At 70.4% G+C, this 19,539-nt stretch carries 15 protein-coding genes; 11 read left to right on the forward strand and 4 right to left on the reverse strand.

Translation table 11 applies throughout. The features are described from left to right. The first annotated feature begins 115 nt into the window (after positions 1–115). Positions 116–3,247, forward strand: coding sequence for an efflux RND transporter permease subunit (locus tag ACWD3O_RS17040; RefSeq protein ID WP_451416399.1), 3,132 nt, complete (start codon positions 116–118; stop codon positions 3,245–3,247). 130 nt (positions 3,248–3,377) lie between these two features. Here the strand turns inward: ACWD3O_RS17040 and ACWD3O_RS17045 are convergent, their stop codons facing one another. Next, positions 3,378–4,352, reverse strand: coding sequence for a carbohydrate kinase family protein (locus ACWD3O_RS17045; RefSeq protein WP_451413312.1), 975 nt, complete (start codon positions 4,350–4,352; stop codon positions 3,378–3,380). A gap of 173 nt (positions 4,353–4,525) precedes the next feature. On the opposite strand from ACWD3O_RS17045, the gene ACWD3O_RS17050 reads away from it, so the two are divergent. Further along, entirely contained in the window at positions 4,526–6,109 is a 1,584-nt protein-coding gene (locus ACWD3O_RS17050; protein WP_451416400.1) for a hypothetical protein, read from the forward strand. Positions 6,110–6,185: 76 nt separating this feature from the next. Here ACWD3O_RS17050 and ACWD3O_RS17055 read toward each other — a convergent pair whose 3' ends face one another. Next, positions 6,186–6,542, reverse strand: a complete 357-nt coding sequence (locus ACWD3O_RS17055; protein ID WP_356138503.1) for a HesB/IscA family protein — start codon at positions 6,540–6,542, stop codon at positions 6,186–6,188. Between the two features lie 309 nt (positions 6,543–6,851). On the opposite strand from ACWD3O_RS17055, the gene nadA reads away from it, so the two are divergent. Beyond that, positions 6,852–8,036: a quinolinate synthase NadA gene (gene nadA / locus ACWD3O_RS17060; RefSeq protein ID WP_451413314.1), complete on the forward strand. Its 1,185-nt coding sequence runs from the start codon at positions 6,852–6,854 to the stop codon at positions 8,034–8,036. A 68-nt stretch (positions 8,037–8,104) separates the two neighbouring features. Here nadA and ACWD3O_RS17065 read toward each other — a convergent pair whose 3' ends face one another. After that, positions 8,105–9,499 carry an aminotransferase class V-fold PLP-dependent enzyme gene (locus ACWD3O_RS17065; RefSeq protein ID WP_451416401.1) on the reverse strand — a complete coding sequence of 465 codons (1,395 nt, stop codon included), beginning with the start codon at positions 9,497–9,499 and terminating at the stop codon, positions 8,105–8,107. A 324-nt stretch (positions 9,500–9,823) separates the two neighbouring features. On the opposite strand from ACWD3O_RS17065, the gene ctaC reads away from it, so the two are divergent. From ctaC to ACWD3O_RS17085, 4 genes are all read left to right on the forward strand, one after another. Further along, a complete protein-coding gene (gene ctaC / locus ACWD3O_RS17070; protein ID WP_451413316.1) occupies positions 9,824–10,783 on the forward strand; it encodes an aa3-type cytochrome oxidase subunit II in 960 nt (319 codons plus the stop codon). Continuing rightward, a complete protein-coding gene (gene ctaD / locus ACWD3O_RS17075) occupies positions 10,780–12,513 on the forward strand; it encodes an aa3-type cytochrome oxidase subunit I (protein WP_451413317.1) in 1,734 nt (577 codons plus the stop codon). Before ctaC ends, ctaD begins: the two co-directional genes overlap by 4 nt. Beyond that, positions 12,510–12,908, forward strand: coding sequence for a cytochrome c oxidase subunit 4 (locus ACWD3O_RS17080; protein ID WP_451413318.1), 399 nt, complete (start codon positions 12,510–12,512; stop codon positions 12,906–12,908). Before ctaD ends, ACWD3O_RS17080 begins: the two co-directional genes overlap by 4 nt. 199 nt (positions 12,909–13,107) lie before the next feature. Continuing rightward, positions 13,108–14,379 carry an Ig-like domain-containing protein gene (locus ACWD3O_RS17085; protein WP_451416402.1) on the forward strand — a complete coding sequence of 424 codons (1,272 nt, stop codon included), beginning with the start codon at positions 13,108–13,110 and terminating at the stop codon, positions 14,377–14,379. A gap of 135 nt (positions 14,380–14,514) precedes the next feature. Here the strand turns inward: ACWD3O_RS17085 and ACWD3O_RS17090 are convergent, their stop codons facing one another. Beyond that, positions 14,515–14,916 carry a hypothetical protein gene (locus ACWD3O_RS17090; RefSeq protein WP_451416403.1) on the reverse strand — a complete coding sequence of 134 codons (402 nt, stop codon included), beginning with the start codon at positions 14,914–14,916 and terminating at the stop codon, positions 14,515–14,517. 243 nt (positions 14,917–15,159) lie between these two features. Between ACWD3O_RS17090 and ctaE the strand changes: the two genes are divergently transcribed. From ctaE to qcrB, 4 genes are all read left to right on the forward strand, one after another. Further along, a complete protein-coding gene (ctaE, locus tag ACWD3O_RS17095) occupies positions 15,160–15,780 on the forward strand; it encodes an aa3-type cytochrome oxidase subunit III (RefSeq protein ID WP_451416404.1) in 621 nt (206 codons plus the stop codon). 72 nt (positions 15,781–15,852) lie between these two features. Beyond that, positions 15,853–16,662: a cytochrome bc1 complex diheme cytochrome c subunit gene (gene qcrC / locus ACWD3O_RS17100; RefSeq protein WP_451413584.1), complete on the forward strand. Its 810-nt coding sequence runs from the start codon at positions 15,853–15,855 to the stop codon at positions 16,660–16,662. Continuing rightward, positions 16,659–17,729 (forward strand): cytochrome bc1 complex Rieske iron-sulfur subunit, encoded by a 1,071-nt coding sequence (gene qcrA, locus ACWD3O_RS17105; protein WP_451413583.1) that lies wholly within the window; start codon positions 16,659–16,661, stop codon positions 17,727–17,729. The genes qcrC and qcrA overlap by 4 nt, the downstream gene beginning before the upstream one ends. Then, positions 17,726–19,369, forward strand: a complete 1,644-nt coding sequence (gene qcrB, locus ACWD3O_RS17110; RefSeq protein WP_451416405.1) for a cytochrome bc1 complex cytochrome b subunit — start codon at positions 17,726–17,728, stop codon at positions 19,367–19,369. Before qcrA ends, qcrB begins: the two co-directional genes overlap by 4 nt. Positions 19,370–19,539: the final 170 nt, after the last annotated feature.

Below are 19,539 nucleotides of genomic sequence, written 5' to 3' on the forward strand. Positions count from 1 at the left end.
CCAGGGGGCTACCAGGTCAGCGCACCGCATGGGTCAGGATGGAGGCGGCGGTCCCGCCCCCACCCGGCGCCTTCCACGCACCGTGCCCTCACCTCGTAGAGAGACCCTGACCCTTATGTCCTGGCTGTCCAGATTCAGCCTCGCGCAGCGGGCCCTGATAGGTCTGATGTCGCTCATCGCGCTGATCTTCGGCGTCATCGCGATCCCGCAGCTCAAGCAGCAGCTGCTTCCCTCCATCGAACTGCCCATGGTCTCGGTGATCGCGCCGTACCAGGGCGCTTCGCCGGACGTGGTGGAGAAGCAGGTCGTCGAACCCCTGGAGAACGGCATCAAGGCCGTCGACGGGATCGAGAGCCTGACCTCCACGGCGAGCGAGGGCAGTGCCGTGATCATGGCCTCCTTCGACTACGGCCCGGACACCAAGCAGCTGGTCGCCGACGTCCAGCAGGCCATCAACCGCGCCGGGAACATGCTGCCCGAGGGCGTCGACCCGCAGGTGATCGCCGGTTCCTCCGACGACATCCCGGCCGTGGTCCTCTCGGTCACCGCCGACATGGACCAGCAGGCGCTCGCCGACCGGATGGACACCTCGGTCGTCCCCGAGCTGGAGAAGATCGACGGCGTCGGCCAGGCCACGGTCACCGGTGTGCGCGAACTCCAGGTCACCGTCACCCCCGACGACGCCAAGCTGGCCCGCGCGGGCCTGACCACCGCCTCGCTCACCCAGGCCCTCCAGGCCGGCGGCGCGAGCATCCCGGCCGGCTCCTTCGCCGAGGACGGCGCCAACCGCACCGTCCAGGTCGGTGGGGGCTTCACCTCGCTGAAGCAGATCGAGAACCTCACCCTGGTCGGTGAGGACGGCGGCCGCCCGGTCAAGCTCTCCTCGGTCGCCGAGGTCGATCAGAAGCCCGCCGCGGCCACCTCGCTGACCCGCACCAACGGTGAGCCCAGCCTCGCCGTGATGGTCACCATGGACCGTGACGGCAGCGCCGTCGCCATCTCGGACGCCGTCCAGGAGAAGCTGCCAGACCTCCGCGCCGCCATCGGCTCGGGCGCCGCGGTCACCGTGGTCACCGACCAGGGCCCGGCCGTCGCCGACGCCATCTCCGGCCTCACCACCGAGGGCGCGCTGGGCCTCGTCTTCGCGGTCGTGGTGATCCTGGTCTTCCTGACCTCCATCCGCTCCACGCTGGTCACCGCGGTGTCCATCCCGCTCTCGGTGGTCCTCACCCTGATCGTGCTGTGGACCCGCGACACCTCGCTCAACATGCTCACCCTGGGCGGCCTGACCATCGCCATCGGCCGGGTCGTCGACGACTCGATCGTGGTGCTGGAGAACATCAAGCGCCACCTCGGCTACGGCACCGAGCGCAAGGAGGCCATCCTCAAGGCCGTCCGCGAGGTCGCCGGCGCCATCACCTCCTCCACCCTGACCACGGTCGCGGTCTTCCTGCCGATCGGCCTGGTCGGCGGCATGGTGGGCGAGCTGTTCAGCGACTTCAGCCTCACCGTCACCATCGCCATGCTGGCCTCGCTGCTGGTGTCGCTGACGGTCGTCCCGGTCCTCTCCTACTGGTTCCTGCGCGCTCCGAAGCACACCCCGGAGGACGCCGAGGAGGCCCGGCGCAAGGCCGAGGAGGCCGAGCGCAAGAGCCGTCTGCAGCGCCTGTACGTGCCGGTGCTGCGCTTCGCCACCCGCCGTCGCCTCACCAGCGTGCTGATCGCCGTGCTGGTCCTGGTCGGCACGCTCGGCATGACGCCGCTGCTCAAGACCAACTTCCTGGACCAGGGCGACCAGGACGTCATCTCGGTCTCCCAGGAACTGGAGCCGGGCACCAGCCTGTCCGCCACGGACGAGGCCGCCGCCAAGGTCGAGAAGATGATCTCCGGCATCGACGGCGTCAAGGACCAGCAGGTCTCCGTCGGCAGCTCGGGCTGGATGGCCGCCTTCGGTGGCGGCACCGGCACCAACCAGGCGTCCTTCCAGGTCATGGTCGAGGACGGCGCCTCCTACGACGCCGTCCAGAAGGACATCGAGGACGGTCTCGCCGGCCTGGACGACGTCGGCGACACCAAGATCGCCGCGGCCGGCGGCTTCGGCGGCACGGACCTCGCGGTGGTCGTCAAGGCCGCCGACCGCGACGTGCTCGCCGAGGCGACCGAGAAGGTCACCAAGACGGTCGAGGGCCTGGACGACGTCACCGACGTCACCAGCGACCTCGCCCAGTCCGTGCCCCGGATCCAGGTCCGCGCCAACGAGAAGGCGGCCGCGGCCGGCTTCAACGACCAGGCCCTCGGCGCCGTCGTCACCCAGGCGGTCCGCGGCACCACCGCCGGCAAGGCGACGCTGGACGACGCCGAGCGCGACATCGTGATCACCTCGGCCAAGCCCGCCGACACCGTGCGGGAGCTGAAGAACCTGCGCCTCGGCCAGGTGAAGCTCTCCCAGGTCGCCGACGTGAAGCTGGTGGACGGCCCGGTCTCGCTGACCCGGATCGACGGTCAGCGCGCCGTCAACGTCACCGCCCGCCCGACCGCCGACAACACCGGCGCGGTCAGCGCGGAGCTGATGACGGCACTCGACAAGCTGGAGCTCCCCAAGGGCGCCACCGCCGAGATCGCCGGTGTCACCGAGCAGCAGGACGAGGCGTTCACCAACCTCTTCCTGGCCATGCTGGCCGCCGTCGCCATCGTGTTCATGCTGCTGGTCGGCACCTTCCGGTCGCTCGCCCAGCCGCTGATCCTGCTGGTGTCCATCCCGTTCGCCGCCACCGGCGCGCTCGGCCTGCTGATCGCCACCGGCATCCCGATGGGCGTCCCGGCGATGATCGGCATGCTGATGCTGATCGGCATCGTGGTCACCAACGCGATCGTGCTGATCGACCTGATCAACCAGTACCGGGCGCAGGGCTACGGCATCGTCGAGGCGGTGATCGAGGGTGGCCGGCACCGTCTGCGGCCCATCCTGATGACCGCGCTGGCGACCATCTTCGCCCTGGTGCCGATGGCGCTCGGCATCACCGGCCACGGCGGCTTCATCGCCCAGCCGCTGGCGGTGGTGGTGATCGGCGGTCTGATCACCTCGACGCTGCTCACGCTGCTGCTCGTGCCGACGCTGTACGCGATGCTGGAGCTCCGCAAGGAGCGGCGCGCGGCCAAGCGCGCCGCGAAGCGGGGGACCACGGCCCCCGGGGACGGGGACGACACCCCCACCCCCAGCGCGGAGCCCGAGCCCGTCCGGGCCTGACGCGACACCGCGACACCGCGACACGGGAAGGCCCCCGGCGCCGACGAGGCGCCGGGGGCCTTCCCCCTTTTCTTTTCGGATTCCCCGGTCTCCCCGGTCTCCCCGGTCTCTCCGGTTTCTCCGTCGTCCGTCAGGCGAGGTTCTTGCGGACCTCGGCCGCGGCCTCCTCGCCGTAGGCCTCGGCGAAACGCTCCATGAAGTGGGCCCGGTGGAGCTGGTACTCCTGGGTGCCCACCGTCTCGATCACCAGGGTCGCCAGCATGCAGCCGATCTGCGCGGCCCGCTCCAGCGAGACGCCCCAGGCCAGACCGGACAGGAAGCCGGCCCGGAAGGCGTCGCCCACACCGGTCGGGTCCGCCTTGCGGTTCTCCTTCGGCACGCAGACCTCGATCGAGGGCTCGCCGCGCCGCTCGACGCGCACGCCGCGCGAGCCGAGCGTGGTCACCCGGTGGCCGACCTTGGCGAGGATCTCCTCGTCCGACCAGCCGGTCTTCGACTCGATGAGGCCCTTCTCGTACTCGTTGGAGAAGAGGTACGTCGCCCCGTCGAGGAGGATGCGGATCTCCTGGCCGTCCATCCGCGCGATCTGCTGCGAGAAGTCCGCGGCGAACGGGATGCCTCGGGTACGGCACTCCTCGGTGTGGCGGAGCATCGCCTCGGGGTCGTCGGCGCCGATGAGGACCAGGTCCAGCCCGCCCACCCGGTCGGCGACGGTCTTCAGCTCGATCAGCCGGGCCTCGCTCATCGCGCCCGTGTAGAAGGAACCGATCTGGTTGTGGTCGGCGTCGGTGGTGCACACGAACCGGGCGGTGTGCAGCGTCTCGGAGATGCGCACGGAGGCGGTGTCCACGCCGTGCCGGTCGAGCCAGGCGCGGTACTCGTCGAAGTCGGAGCCCGCCGCGCCGACCAGGATCGGGGCGGTGCCGAGCTGGCCCATGCCGAAGGCGATGTTCGCCCCGACACCGCCGCGGCGGACGTCGAGCTGGTCGACCAGGAAGGAGAGCGAGACCGTGTGCAGCTGGTCCGCGACGAGCTGGTCGGCGAACCTGCCCGGGAAGGTCATGAGGTGGTCGGTGGCGATGGAGCCGGTGACTGCGATGCGCACGGCGGATTCTCCTGGCTGGCGGCTGGTGACCTACCGATGGTAGGCGGCGCGCGCGGCGGGAGGGGCGCGAGTCTGCCATCGGGGGGAACCGGGTGCGCCCCGCGTACGTCCCATCGGCGACTCCTGATGAGGGGTGCGGCCACGGACGGCTGGTGAGGTGGAGGAGCACAGTGGTGAACGACGACGCGCGACGTTCCGGTGCGGAACAGGACCCGGGCGAGCGCCCCGCGACGGGCGACGCCGACCGGCAGGGCCCGCGCGGGCACGACCCGGCGGCTCCGGCGACCCCGGCGGCTCCGGCCACCCCCGAGTCCTCCGCGTCCTCCACGGGCCCCTCGGCCCCCTCGGCCCCCTCGACGGCGGCTGACGCGGCCGGGAGCGGCGGCTCCCGCGAGGACGGGCCCGGGGCCGGGCGGCGTCCGGCCGTGTCGCGGGGGCGGCTGGCGGTGGCCGCGGTGACGGCGGCGGTGCTGGTGGTCGGCGGGGTGGGCACGTACGTCACCTCCTCGGCCGGCGGGCCGGCGGCGGCCTCGCCCGCGGAGGCGTCCGAGCCGGAGCCGTTGCCGCTGGACGGCTACGGCGCGGTGCCGCAGGGGCTGCACATCGTCGCCCCCGACGGCTCGCTGCCCCAGGGGCCGGACACCGCCCCCGTCCACCGGACCGACGGAGAGGTCTCCCGCGACCGGGTGGCCGCACTGGCCGCGGCGCTCGGCCTGGAGAGCACGCCCAGGGCCGAGGGCACGGCGTGGAAGGCCGGCGACGGGCTGGTCGTCAACCGCAAGGCGCCCGGCTCCTGGACGTTCACCCGTCCGGCGCCCGGCGGGAAGACCCCCGTGTCCGAGGAGCGGGCCAGGGCCGCCGCCGACCCGGTGCTGAAGGCCGCCGGGCAGGACGACGGCCGGGTGGACGCGAGCGGCACCCTGGGCGCCGAACGGACCGTCGATGTCGAGCCGTTGGTCGGCGGACTGCCCACGCACGGGTGGACCACCTCCCTCAGGGTGGGACCGGACGCCTCGGTGACCTCCGGCGCCGGGCAGCTCGCCGAGCCGGTCCGCGGCGACACCTACCCCGTGGTCGGCGCCGGCACGGCGCTCAAGGAGGTCAACCGGCTGAGCGCCGCCGTCGGCGGCGCGCCCGAACCCGGCTGCGCCAGCGCGGTGCCCCACACCGACGGCGGGGGAGAGGGACGGCCCTCCGCCGAGGTGCCCCCCGCCGACCCCTGCACCCCCGAGAAGCAGGTCGAACGGCGCACCGCCACCGTGGAGAGCGCCGAGTTCGGCCTCGCCGCGCACTTCGTGGACGGCCGCCAGGTGCTGGTGCCCTCCTGGCTGTTCCGGGTGCGCGTCCTGGAGGCGGGCGACCTGCTGACCCTGTCCCACCCCGCGGTCGAACCGGCCTACCTCACCGCGCCGGGCGCGACGCCCACCGAGCGACCGAGCCCCCGGCCGACCGGCCCGGACGACGGGACCGGCACCGACCGGGCACGCGTCACCGGCTACCGGGCCGAGGACGGCCGCCTCACCGTCGCCTTCGAGGCGGGCGTCTGCTCCGACTTCACGGTGCGGACCGAGGAGCGGGGCGACCGCGTCCGGGTCACCGTCGTCGAGAAGAAGTGGGAGGACCGGGTCTGCGTCATGATCGCCAAGATCCACCACCGCACCGTGGAGCTCGCCGAGCCGCTCGGCGACCGCGCGGTGGTCGACCAGGACGGACGCACCGTGCCCCGTGAGAAGGAGCCGCGCCCCTCGACGCGGTGAGCCCCCGCCCCCAACGCCCGAGGGCGGCGCCCCCCTTGCGGGGAGCGCCGCCCTCGGTGGTGCCGGGGAGCCCGGCTCAGTTGAACGAGTCGCCGCAGGCGCAGGAGCCCGTGGCGTTCGGGTTGTCGATCGTGAAGCCCTGCTTCTCGATGGTGTCGACGAAGTCGATGGAGGCGCCGCCCAGGTACGGGGCGCTCATGCGGTCGGTGACGACCTTGACGCCGTCGAAGTCCTTCACGACGTCGCCGTCGAGCGAGCGCTCGTCGAAGAACAGCTGGTAACGCAGACCCGAGCAGCCGCCGGGCTGAACGGCGACGCGCAGCGCGAGGTCGTCACGCCCTTCCTGGTCGAGCAGGGCCTTGACCTTGGCCGCGGCGGCGTCGCTCAGGATGATGCCGTCGGTGACGGTGGTCTTCTCGTCCGATACGGACATCTGATCTCTCCCGGGTTGTACGGAGACTGCTTGCCGACGATTCAACCCGCACGGCCGCGGATTCATTCCGCCCCGCCCGGGCGAAGCCGAGAGCCTGGGGCGTCGCTCGTCCCTCCTCATGCTCGCACACGCCCGGGACCCAGGACAGCGCCCGCCCGGCCGGGGGGCCGACCGGGATTCACGTCACATCGACGCTATCGGCCGTCCTCAAACCGGGCGGCAGAGGTTATGATAGATAGCGTCATTTCGACGAAAAGGGAAAGACCGCCTCCCGCTCCGGGAGACCGCAGAACAGAAAGGGTGCGTGTGGTGACCACCGCCCAGCCCCAGGAGCTCGACGTAACGCCGACGCCGCTCGCGCTGCTCCTCCTCGGCCGCGAGGCCGACCCGCGGAGCGAGCGGGGCGTCGAGTGCCCCGGCGACCTTCCGTCGCCGTCCGACCCGGACCTGGTGGAGCGCGCCCGCGCGGCCAAGGAGAAGCTCGGGGACAAGGTCTTCGTGCTCGGCCACCACTACCAGCGCGACGAGGTCATCCAGTTCGCGGACGTCACCGGTGACTCCTTCAAGCTCGCCCGCGACGCCGCGGCGCGCCCGGAGGCCGAGTACATCGTCTTCTGCGGCGTCCACTTCATGGCCGAGTCGGCCGACATCCTCACCTCCGACGACCAGAAGGTCGTGCTGCCCGACCTCGCCGCCGGCTGCTCCATGGCCGACATGGCGACGGCCGAGCAGGTCGCCGAGTGCTGGGACGTGCTGACCGAGGCCGGCGTGGCCGAGCAGGTCGTCCCCGTCTCGTACATGAACTCCTCCGCCGACATCAAGGCCTTCACCGGCCGGCACGGCGGTCTGATCTGCACGTCGTCCAACGCCAGGCGGGCGCTGGAGTGGGCGTTCGAGCAGGGCGAGAAGGTCCTCTTCCTGCCCGACCAGCACCTGGGCCGCAACACCGCGGTGCGGGACATGGGGATGTCACTCGAGGACTGCGTCGTCTACAACCCGCACAAGCCGAACGGCGGGCTCACCGCCGAGGAGCTGCGGGCGGCGAAGATGATCCTGTGGCGCGGCCACTGCTCGGTGCACGGGCGGTTCAGCCTGGACTCGGTGAACGACGTGCGGGAGCGGATCCCGGGCGTCAACGTGCTGGTGCACCCCGAGTGCCGCCACGAGGTGGTCGCCGCCGCGGACTTCGTCGGGTCGACGGAGTACATCATCAAGGCGCTGGAGGCGGCGCCGGCCGGCTCCAAGTGGGCCATCGGCACGGAGCTCAACCTGGTCCGGCGGCTGGCGAACCGTTTCGCCCCCGAGGGCAAGGAGGTCGTCTTCCTCGACCGCACGGTGTGCTTCTGCTCGACGATGAACCGGATCGACCTCCCGCACCTGGTGTGGGCGCTGGAGTCCCTCGCCGAGGGGAAGCTGGTGAACCGGATCCAGGTCGACCGGGAGACCGAGACCTACGCGAAGCTGGCCCTCGACCGCATGCTGGCCCTCCCGTAACGGTCCGCCCCGGCGGCGTGGGCGCAGGCCGGCGCGTACGCACGCCGCCCCGCGCCCGCGCGGGGCGGCTACCGCTCGCGGCGGACCAGGTAGGCGACCCCGCCCCCCGGGGCGGGGGTCTCGCCCAGGTACCGCTGCCCCCGCATCTCGCACCACGCCGGGATGTCCAGCCGCGCCGCCTTGTCGTCGGAGAGCACCCGCACGACACCCCCGACCGGCACGTCCCCGATGACCTTCGCCAGCTCGATCACCGGGATCGGACACCGCCGCCCCAGCGTGTCGACCACCCGCTCGTCCCCCGACGGCGCCGCCCCGCCGGTCTCCTCCCGCGCCGAGGGCGCCCCCAGCTGCGCCCGCACCGAGGACACCACCCCCGGCAGCACGTCGAGGAACGCCTCCACGTCCTCGTCCCGCGTCCCCGGCGGCAGCGACACCCGGACGTTGCCCTCGCTCAGCACCCCCATGGCCCGCAGCACATGGCTCGGCACCAGCGTGCTGCTGGAGCAGGAGGAGCCGGAGGAGACGGAGAACCCCGCCCGGTCCAGCCCGTGCAGCAGCGCCTCCCCGTCGACGTAGAGGCAGGAGAAGGTGATGATCCCCGGCAGCCGCCGCTCCGGGTCGCCCACCACCTCCACGTCGGTCAGCAGCTCCGGGACCCGCGCCCGGATCCGCCCGGTGAGCTCCCGCAGTCGCGCCGCCTCCGCCGCGGCCTCGGCCCGCACCGCCCGCAGCGAGGCGGCGGCCGCCACCACCGCGGGGATGTTCTCGAACCCCGGCGCCCGCCCCGACTCCCGGTCGTCCGCCGGCCCGGGCGGCGAGAACCGCACCCCCTTGCGGACCGCGAGCAGGCCCACCCCGGCCGGCCCGCCCCACTTGTGGGCGCTCGCCGCCAGCAGCGACCAGGCGCCCTCCACCGGACCCCAGGCCAGCGACTGCGCCGCGTCCACCAGCAGCGGCACCCCGGCCGACCGGCACGCCTCGGCGGCCTCGGCCACCGGCTGCACCGTGCCCACCTCGTGGTTGGCGGACTGCAGGCAGGCCAGCGCGGTGTCCGCGCGCAGCGCGCCGGCGAACTCCGCCGCGTCCACCGCGCCGCCCCGGTCCACGCCGACCCGGGTCACCGTGCCGCCGCCGGCCTCGTGCGCCTCCGCCGCGTGCAGCACGCAGGAGTGTTCGACCGCTGACACGATCAGGTGGTGTCCGACCCGGCGCCGGCCGGCGAGCGCGCCCGCCACGCCGGTGTGCACGGCACGGGTTCCGGAGGTGGTGAACGTCAGCTCGTCCGGGCGGCAGCCCACCGCCTCCGCGGCGGCCTCGCGCGCGGCGTCCAGCAGCAACCGGGCCCGGCGGCCCTCCCGGTGGAGGCGGGCCGGGTCGGCCCACCCCTCGTCCAGGGACGCCTGGAGGGCCTGGCGGGCGACGGTATGGAGGGGGACCGCGGAGGCGGCGTCGAAGTACGGCACGCCCGTACGCTACCGGGCCGTTCGGCCCTTCTTCGGTGCGGCGGGCGCCGCGCCCGCGGAGCACGGCCACTGGAGACGAGGGACCGTCAATCGGGTGAAAACGACGCGCCGTCGGGAGGGCAAACGGACGGCGCCCGTCCGTGCGGCCACCCCTTCGGGGTGTCGGGCGGCGCGTTGGGGGACCCTCCTCGCGCGACCCCAAAAAGCGTCCAGTAGGGTTTGGTCCGCATAAACATCCAAACCCCTGCCCGACGCAGGACGGCGACCGACCAGCGTTAAGGCCGCAGCCAACCAGCGCGGGCGAGACTCTCGGGAAGGCGCTACGTGAGTCCCAACGGCTCCGACCGCTCGCCGCGGCGCCCGATGCGGCGGAAGCTGCTGCAGGCACTGACTGCGGGCCTGGTCCTGGCGACCGCGACTGGTTGCACATACGAGGACTTCCCTCGCCTCGGCATGCCCACCCCGACCACGGAAGAGGCTCCGCGGATCCTCTTCCTGTGGCAGGGCACCTGGGCAGCCGCGCTGGCCACCGGCGTGCTCGTGTGGGGACTGATCCTGTGGAGTTCCTTCTACCACCGGCGCAGCCGGACCAAGGTGGAAGTGCCTCCGCAGACCCGCTACAACATGCCGCTCGAGGCGCTGTACACGATCGTCCCGCTGATCATCGTCTCGGTGTTCTTCTACTTCACCGCCCGCGACGAGGCCAAGCTCCTCGAGACCGTGGACAAGCCCGACGTGACGGTCAACGTCGTCGGCTACCAGTGGAGCTGGGGCTTCAACTACATCGAGAACGTCGACGGCGTTTCCGGTGACGCGAAGACCGACAAGAACCTGGACGCCATCCCGGACAAGTTCCGGAAGGCGTTCCCGGAGAACGCCGGCGGCGTCCACGACTTCGGCATCCCCGCCACGCGGAACCCGCAGAACGGCGACCCCGGGCCGACGCTCTGGCTGCCCAAGGGCCAGAAGGTCCGCTTCGTGCTCACCTCGCGCGACGTGATCCACTCCTTCTGGACGGTTCCGTTCCTGATGAAGCAGGACGTGATCCCGGGCCACACCAACGTCTTCGAGGTGACCCCCTCCAAGGAGGGCACCTTCAAGGGCAAGTGCGCCGAACTCTGCGGTGTCGACCACTCCCGCATGCTGTTCAACGTGAAGGTCGTCTCCCCCGAGCGGTACGAGCAGCACCTCAAGGAACTCGCTGAGAAGGGGCAGACCGGTTACGTTCCCGCCGGCATCGCGCAGACGAGCCACGAGAAGAACCGGGAGACGAACGTACTGTGAGCATCCTCAACCAACCCCAGGGTGCCGCTCCGGGCTCGTACTACCAGGACGAGCACCCGGTTCGCACCAAGACGCCGGGCAACCTCGTGGTCAAGTGGCTCACCACCACCGACCACAAGACGATCGGCACGCTCTACCTGGTCACCTCGTTCATCTTCTTCTGCGTCGGCGGCGTGATGGCGCTGCTCATGCGCGCCGAGCTGGCCCGTCCGGGCACGCAGCTGATCTCGAACGAGCAGTTCAACCAGGCGTTCACGATGCACGGCACGATCATGCTGCTGATGTTCGCGACGCCGCTGTTCGCCGGCTTCGCGAACTGGATCATGCCGCTGCAGATCGGCGCGCCCGACGTGGCGTTCCCGCGGCTGAACATGTTCGCCTACTGGCTCTACCTGTTCGGCTCGACGATCGCGGTGGGCGGCTTCCTCACGCCGCAGGGCGCCGCCGACTTCGGCTGGTTCGCCTACAGCCCGCTGTCCGACGCCATCCACTCGCCGGGTCTCGGCGGTGACCTCTGGATCATGGGTCTGGCCCTCTCGGGCTTCGGCACCATCCTCGGCTCGGTCAACTTCATCACCACGATCATCTGCATGCGCGCGCCCGGCATGACCATGTTCCGCATGCCGATCTTCACGTGGAACGTGCTGCTGACCGGTGTCCTGGTCCTGCTCGCCTTCCCGGTCCTCGCCGCCGCGCTCTTCGCGCTGGAGGCCGACCGGAAGTTCGGCACCCACATCTTCGACCCGTCCAACGGCGGCGCCCTGCTGTGGCAGCACCTCTTCTGGTTCTTCGGCCACCCCGAGGTGTACATCATCGCGCTGCCGTTCTTCGGCATCGTCTCCGAGGTCATCCCGGTCTTCTCCCGCAAGCCGATCTTCGGCTACATGGGTCTGGTCGGCGCGACCATCGCGATCGCCGGTCTCTCGGTGACGGTGTGGGCGCACCACATGTACGTCACCGGCGGTGTGCTGCTGCCGTTCTTCTCCTTCATGACCTTCCTGATCGCGGTACCGACCGGTGTGAAGTTCTTCAACTGGATCGGCACCATGTGGAAGGGCTCGCTGTCCTTCGAGACGCCGATGCTCTGGTCGGTCGGCTTCCTGGTCACCTTCCTCTTCGGTGGTCTGACCGGCGTGATCCTGGCCTCGCCGCCGCTGGACTTCCACATCTCCGACTCCTACTTCGTGGTGGCGCACTTCCACTACGTGGTGTTCGGCACCGTGGTGTTCGCGATGTTCGCCGGCTTCCACTTCTGGTGGCCGAAGTTCACCGGCAAGATGCTCGACGAGCGTCTCGGCAAGATCACCTTCTGGACGCTGTTCGTCGGCTTCCACGGCACCTTCCTGGTGCAGCACTGGCTGGGTGCCGAGGGCATGCCGCGCCGCTACGCGGACTACCTGGCCGCCGACGGCTTCACCGCCCTCAACACGGTGTCCACCATCGGCTCGTTCGTCCTCGGCCTCTCCTTCCTGCCGTTCATCTACAACGTCTGGAAGACCGCCAAGTACGGCAAGCCGGTCGGCGTGGACGACCCGTGGGGCTACGGCCGTTCGCTGGAGTGGGCGACCTCCTGCCCGCCGCCGCGCCACAACTTCCTCACCCTGCCGCGGATCCGCAGTGAATCCCCGGCGTTCGACCTGCACCACCCCGACCTGGCGGCCCTCGACGAGCTCGAGAACCGCGACGTCGAGGGGGCTGCCCTCGCTGGTGGAAAGGAGGCCGGCAAGTGAAGATCCAGGGCAAGATGTTCATCTGGCTGAGCGTCTTCATCCTGGCCGTGGCGATCGTCTACGGTCTGTGGTCGAAGGAGCCGGTCGGTACCACGGCGCTCTTCCTGGCGTTCGGCCTGTGCATCATGGTCGGCTACTACCTGGCCTTCACGGCCCGGCGGGTCGACCAGATGGCGCAGGACGACAAGGAGGCCGACGTCGCGGACGAGGCCGGCGAGCTGGGCTTCTTCTCCCCGCACAGCTGGCAGCCGCTGCTGCTGGGCCTCGGCGGAGCGTTCGCCTTCCTGTCGGTCGCGATCGGCTGGTGGCTGATGTACTTCTCGGCCCCGTTCATCGTGATCGGTCTCTTCGGGTGGGTCTTCGAGTACTACCACGGTGAGAACCGGACCCAGTGACGCCCGCCTCCACGGAGGCGCCACCGCACGCGACACCCCGGCGCCCCGGGTCTCCTCAGGGAGGCCCGGGGCGCCGGCGTTCTCCCCGGGTCCCCAGGTGGGAGCGGGGGCACCCCGCGGACACGCTCCGCGACCGGGCCGTCACCCGGACGGCCCATCACGCGCTGCCCGGTCGCCGGGCCGTCCCTAGCGTGGTGCCATGAGCCACACGACCGCGCGCACCCGCCCCCGCACCGCCGCCGGCGTCCTGCTGGCCTCGGCCCTCGCGGCCACCACCGCCGCCTGCGGCTCCTCCGAACAGCCCCTCGCCGCCCCGGAGGCCTACCAGGCGGCCAACGGCATCACCCTCAAGGGGCCCATAGGCAACGGACGGAAGGCGGACCCGGACAAACCCCTCGAGGTCACCGCCGCCTCCTTCCAGGGCCGGATGACGGACGTCACCGCCGTCGACTCCGCCGGCCGCTACCTGGCCGGTGAACTCTCCGCCGACGGCCGCCGCTGGCACAGCACCACCCCGCTGGCCGGCGACGCCCGCTACACGGTCCGCGTCAGCACCGTCGACGAGGACGGCGCCGCCGGGCGCAAGGTCCTGAACTTCGCCACCGGGAAGCCGACCGCGAAGCAGGTCCTGGACGTCGCGTTCGGCCCGAAGACCGGCACCTACGGCGTCGGGCAGCCCGTCACGGCGGAACTGAGCGCCCCGGTCAGGAGCCCCGCCCAGCGTGCCGTGGTGGAGCGCGCCCTGCGGGTGGAGTCCACGCCCGCCGTGGCGGGCTCCTGGCACTGGGTGGACGACAAGGAGCTGCACTTCCGGCCCAAGGACTACTGGCCCGTCCAGGCCACCGTCCGGGTCCGCAGCAACCTGGAGGGGATAAAGGTCGGCGACCGGATGTGGGGCGGGCGCAGTGCCCCGCTCGAACTCACCATCGGCGACAAGGTGGTGGCCCTCACCGACGCGGGCTCCCACCGGATGACCGTCTACAAGAACGGCGAGGAGATCAAGTCGTTCCCGGTGACCACCGGCAAGCCCGGCTTCGACACCCGCAACGGCGTCAAGGTGGTGCTCGCCAAGGAGCGCTTCGTACGCATGCGCGGCACCAGCATCGGCATCGCCGAGGGCAGCGCGGAGTCGTACGACCTGCCGGTGCACTTCGCCACCCGGGTGACCTGGAGCGGCGAGTACGTGCACGCCGCCCCCTGGTCGGTGGGCTCGCAGGGCGTCGCCAACGTCAGCCACGGCTGCACCGGCATGAGCACGGAGAACGCCGAGTGGTTCTTCGAGAACGTCCGGGAGGGTGACGTCGTCGAGGTGGTCAACTCCGCCGGCGACATGATGGAGCCGTTCGGCAACGGCTTCGGCGACTGGAACCTGGACTGGGAGAAGTGGCAGGCCGGCTCCGCTCTCAGCGGCGAGGGCGCCGGGGCGCCCGGGCCCGCCGACCGCGCGCGCCTGTCCCCGCAGTCGCACTGAGCCCCGACCCGCACGGGTGAGAAGAGCCGAAAGGGTGGCGGGGCCCGCGCGGGCCCCGCCACCCCCTCACGTCGTCCCCCGGAGCGTCTTGAGCGCCTTGAGCGCCAGGAGCGCCGGAAGCGCCGGGGGTGCCGCTCAGCCCGTCAGGGCCGCCCGGCGGCGCAGCAGCCCGGCCAGGGCCTCGGCGCACTCCACCGGGTCCACCGGCATGGTCACCGCCGCGTCCGCCCGGCACCAGGTGGCCAGCCAGGCGTCCTGCGGGCGGGCCATCAGCAGCAGCACCGGCGGGCAGCGGAAGATCTCGTCCTTGATCTGGCGGCAGACGCCCATGCCGCCCATGGGAACGGCCTCGCCGTCCAGGACGCAGACGTCGATCCCGCCCTTGTCGAGCTCACGGACCACCGCCTCGGGGGTGGCGCACTCGACGAACTCCACGGGCGGCACGTCCGCGGCCGGACGCCGTCCGACGGCGAGCCGGACCTGTTCCCGGGTGTTGGCGTCGTCGCTGTAGAGCAGCACCGTCGCGGTCGCCTGCATCCGTGCCTCCGCAAGATAGAACCGGGATGGGGAACTGTGGAACGGGAACCACCTGAACCACGGGTACCGATGCCGCGGATGCTACTCCTCACGACACCCCGCCGACACCGCCCGGCACACGTGTTCGCCACCGGTTCGAGGGGCCTTCCGGCACCCCGGGTGCGGGCCGTACGGCCCAGTCGTGGGGCCCAGACACTCCGAACGGCACCCCCGGGAGTGAGGGCGGGATAAGCGACCGACATAATGTCGGTCGTGGCGACAGCAACGACAGTAGAAACCGGGCACGCGCACCCGTCGGTCAACAGGCCGAACCTCACCAGCGTCGGAACCATCATCTGGCTGAGTTCCGAGCTGATGTTCTTCGCGGCCCTCTTCGCGATGTACTTCACCCTGCGATCGGTTACGGGTACCGATCACTGGAAGGAAATGGCCGACACGCTGAACTTCCCGTTCTCGGCGGCCAACACCACGATCCTGGTGCTCTCCTCCCTCACCTGTCAGCTCGGCGTGTTCGCCGCCGAGCGGGGCGACGTGAAGAAGCTCCGGATGTGGTTCATCGTCACCTTCATCATGGGTGCGATCTTCGTCGGCGGTCAGGTGTACGAGTACACGGCCCTGGTGGCGCACGAGGGCCTGACGCTCTCGTCCGACCCGTACGGCTCCGTGTTCTACCTGACCACCGGCTTCCACGGACTTCACGTGACAGGCGGCCTCATCGCCTTCCTGTTCGTCCTGGGCCGTACCTACGCGGCCCGGCGGTTCACCCACGAGCAGGCGACGGCCGCGATCGTCGTGTCCTACTACTGGCACTTCGTCGATGTCGTCTGGATCGGCCTCTTCGCCACGATCTACATGATCAAGTAGTCGGGCAGGCCGTCCACGGCCTCTCCCATTCCAGAAGCATCGACGCAGAAGATCCTGACACCGGGGTAATCCGTGAAAAAGCTCTCCGCACGACGACGCCATCCGCTGGCGGCGATCGTCGTCCTCATCCTCGCGCTGGCGGCCACGGGGGGGCTGTACGCCGCGTTCGCGCCCGCGGGCGAGGCGAAGGCCGAAGAAACAGCCCAGTCCCTCGCCATCGACGAGGGCAAGAAGCTCTACACCGTGGGCTGCGCCAGCTGCCACGGCACCGGCGGTCAGGGCACCTCCGACGGTCCTACGCTGGTCGGCGTCGGCGCGGCCGCTGTCGACTTCCAGGTCGGCACCGGCCGTATGCCCGCCCAGCAGCCGAGCCAGCAGGTCCCCAAGAAGAAGGTCGCCTACACGCAGGCCGAGATCGACCAGCTCGCGGCGTACGTCGCGTCCCTGGGCGCCGGCCCGGCGGTTCCGACCACCGAGCAGTACGACCCCGCGGGCGCGGACATCGCCAACGGCGGCCAGCTGTACCGCACCAACTGTGCCCAGTGCCACAACTTCACCGGTGAGGGCGGCGCCCTGACCCACGGCAAGTACGCGCCGGACCTCTCCGATGTGGACCCCAAGCACATCTACCAGGCGATGCTGACCGGCCCGCAGAACATGCCCTCCTTCCCGGACACGATCATGCCGGAGCAGGAGAAGCGAGACATCATCGCGTACCTCAACACGGTCAACGGCGAAGAGTCCGTGACGCCCGGCGGCCTGAAGATCGGCGGCTTCGGCCCCGTGGCCGAGGGTCTCTTCGGCTGGGTGTTCGGTCTGGGCGCCCTCGTCGCCGTCGCCGTCTGGGTCGCCGCTCGGACCGCAAAGGCCAAGAAGTCATGAGTAGCCACGACATTTCCGAAGACAACCTGCCGCAGAAGCAGGCCCACGCACACGGTGCGCTGGGGGTGGCGGACGAGGACAACCCGTTCGCCGACCCGGGGCTCCCGCCCCACGAGCACCGTATCCAGGACGTCGACGAGAAGGCCGCGAAGCGCTCCGAGCGCATCGTCGCCGGTCTCTTCACCCTGTCGATGCTGGCGACCGTCGGCTTCATCGCCGCCTTCGTGGCGCTGCCGGTCGACAAGGTCATCTACGTCTTCCCCCTCGGCCACATCAGCGCCCTGAACTTCTCCCTGGGCCTGACCCTGGGCGTGGCGCTGTTCGCGATCGGCGCGGGCGCCGTCCACTGGGCGCGCACCCTGATGTCCGACGTGGAGGTCGCCGACGAGCGTCACCCGATCGAGGCCTCCCCGGAGACCCGCGAGAAGGTGTTCGCCGACTTCAAGGAAGGCGTCACCGAGTCCGGCATCGGCTTCGGCCGGCGCAAGCTCATGCGCAACACGCTGCTGGGCGCGCTGACCCTGGTCCCGCTCTCCGGCGTCGTCCTGCTGCGTGAGCTGGGCCCGATGCCCGGCACCAAGCTGCGGCACACCCTGTGGTCCAAGGGCAAGCTGCTCGTGAACATGAACACCCACGAGCCGCTGCGTCCGTCGGACATCGCCGTGGGCTCGCTGACCTTCGCCATGCCGGAGGGTCTGCACGAGCACGACCACGACTTCCAGAAGGAGATCGCGAAGGCGGCCCTGATGCTCGTCCGGCTCGAGCCGGAGGACATCAAGGACAAGCGCGAGCTGGAGTGGTCGCACGAGGGCATCGTGGCGTACTCCAAGATCTGCACCCACGTCGGCTGCCCGATCTCCCTGTACGAGCAGCAGACGCACCACGTGCTGTGCCCCTGCCACCAGTCCACCTTCGACCTCGCCGACGGCGCCCGAGTCATCTTCGGTCCCGCCGGTCACGCCCTGCCGCAGCTCCGCATCGGCGTGAACGACGAGGGTTACCTCGAGGCCCTCGACGACTTCGCGGAGCCCGTCGGTCCGGCCTTCTGGGAGCGCGGAGAATCATGAGTAGCACCACAACTGCCAACGAGCCCTCCCGCTCGCGCGGGAAGGCCCCGGCCGGCGAGCGCGTGGCCGACTGGGCCGACGGCCGCCTGGGGATCTACTCCCTGGCCAAGGCCAACATGCGCAAGATCTTCCCCGACCACTGGTCGTTCATGCTGGGTGAGATCTGCCTCTACAGCTTCATCATCATCATCCTCACGGGTGTGTACCTGACGCTGTTCTTCCACCCGTCGATGGCGGAGGTGGAGTACCACGGTTCGTACGTGCCGCTGCAGGGACAGCTGATGTCCCAGGCGTTCGAGTCGACCGTGAACATCTCGTTCGAGGTCCGCGGCGGTCTGCTCATCCGGCAGATCCACCACTGGGCGGCGCTGGTCTTCCTGGCCGGCATGTTCGTGCACATGATGCGCGTGTTCTTCACGGGCGCGTTCCGCAAGCCGCGTGAGATCAACTGGCTGTTCGGCTTCCTGCTGTTCGTCCTGGGCATGTTCACCGGTTTCACCGGCTACTCGCTCCCGGACGACCTGCTCTCCGGCACCGGTATCCGCTTCATGCAGGGCGCGATCCTGTCGATCCCGGTCGTCGGCACGTACGTGTCGATGTTCCTGTTCGGCGGGGAGTTCCCCGGCACGGACATCATCGCCAGGTTCTACTCGATCCACATCCTGCTGCTGCCGGGCATCATGCTCGGCCTCGTGGTGGCGCACCTGATCCTGGTCTTCTACCACAAGCACACGCAGTTCGCGGGTCCCGGCCGTACCAACAACAACGTCGTGGGCATGCCGCTGCTGCCGGTGTACATGGCGAAGGCCGGCGGGTTCTTCTTCCTGGTGTTCGGCGTCATCGCGGCGATCTCGGCGATCGCCACGATCAACCCGATCTGGAACATCGGCCCGTACCGTCCGGACCAGGTGTCGACCAACGCGCAGCCCGACTGGTACATGGGCTTCTCCGAGGGCCTGATCCGCATCATGCCGGGCTGGGAGATCAACTTCTGGGGCCACACCCTGGTCCTGGGCGTCTTCATCCCGCTGATGGTCTTCGGTCTGGTCCTGGTCGCGATCGCGGTCTACCCGTTCATCGAGTCCTGGGTCACCGGCGACAAGCGCGAGCACCACATCCTGGACCGCCCGCGCAACGCCCCGACCCGTACCGCGTTCGGCGCGGCCTGGATCGCGCTGTACTTCGTGCTGCTGGTCGGTGGCGGCAACGACCTGTGGGCCACCCACTTCAACCTGTCGATCAACGCGATCACCTGGTTCGTCCGGATCGGCATGTTCGTGGTCCCGGTGCTGGTGTTCATCGCCACCAAGCGGATCTGCCTCGGCCTGCAGCGCCGCGACAAGGAGAAGGTGCTGCACGGTCGCGAGACCGGCATCATCAAGCGCCTGCCGCACGGCGAGTTCATCGAGGTGCACGAGCCGCTCTCCCAGGAGCAGCTGCACACCCTCACCGCGCACGAGCAGTACAAGCCGGCCGAGATCGGCCCGACGGTCGACGAGAACGGTGTCGAGCGCAAGGTGAAGGGATCGGAGAAGCTCCGCGCCAAGCTGAGCCAGGCGTACTACGGCGAGGGCAACCAGATCGAGAAGCCCACGCTGGAGGAGTTCAAGGAGATCGAGGCCGGCCACGGCCACCACTGAGTGCCCCGGCGCCGAGTGAGGGGGCAGGTCCCCCCGGTCGCCGAATGATCGACTGATCGCCACGGCAGGAGCCCCGTCCGGTCCCCGGACGGGGCTCTTCGCCGTCCCCGGGATCGATAGGGTGGGAGGCGCCCCGCGACCGGGGCCACACCAGTGCACCCGCGGCCTGT

Source organism: Streptomyces sp. NPDC002640 (genome assembly GCF_053592575.1).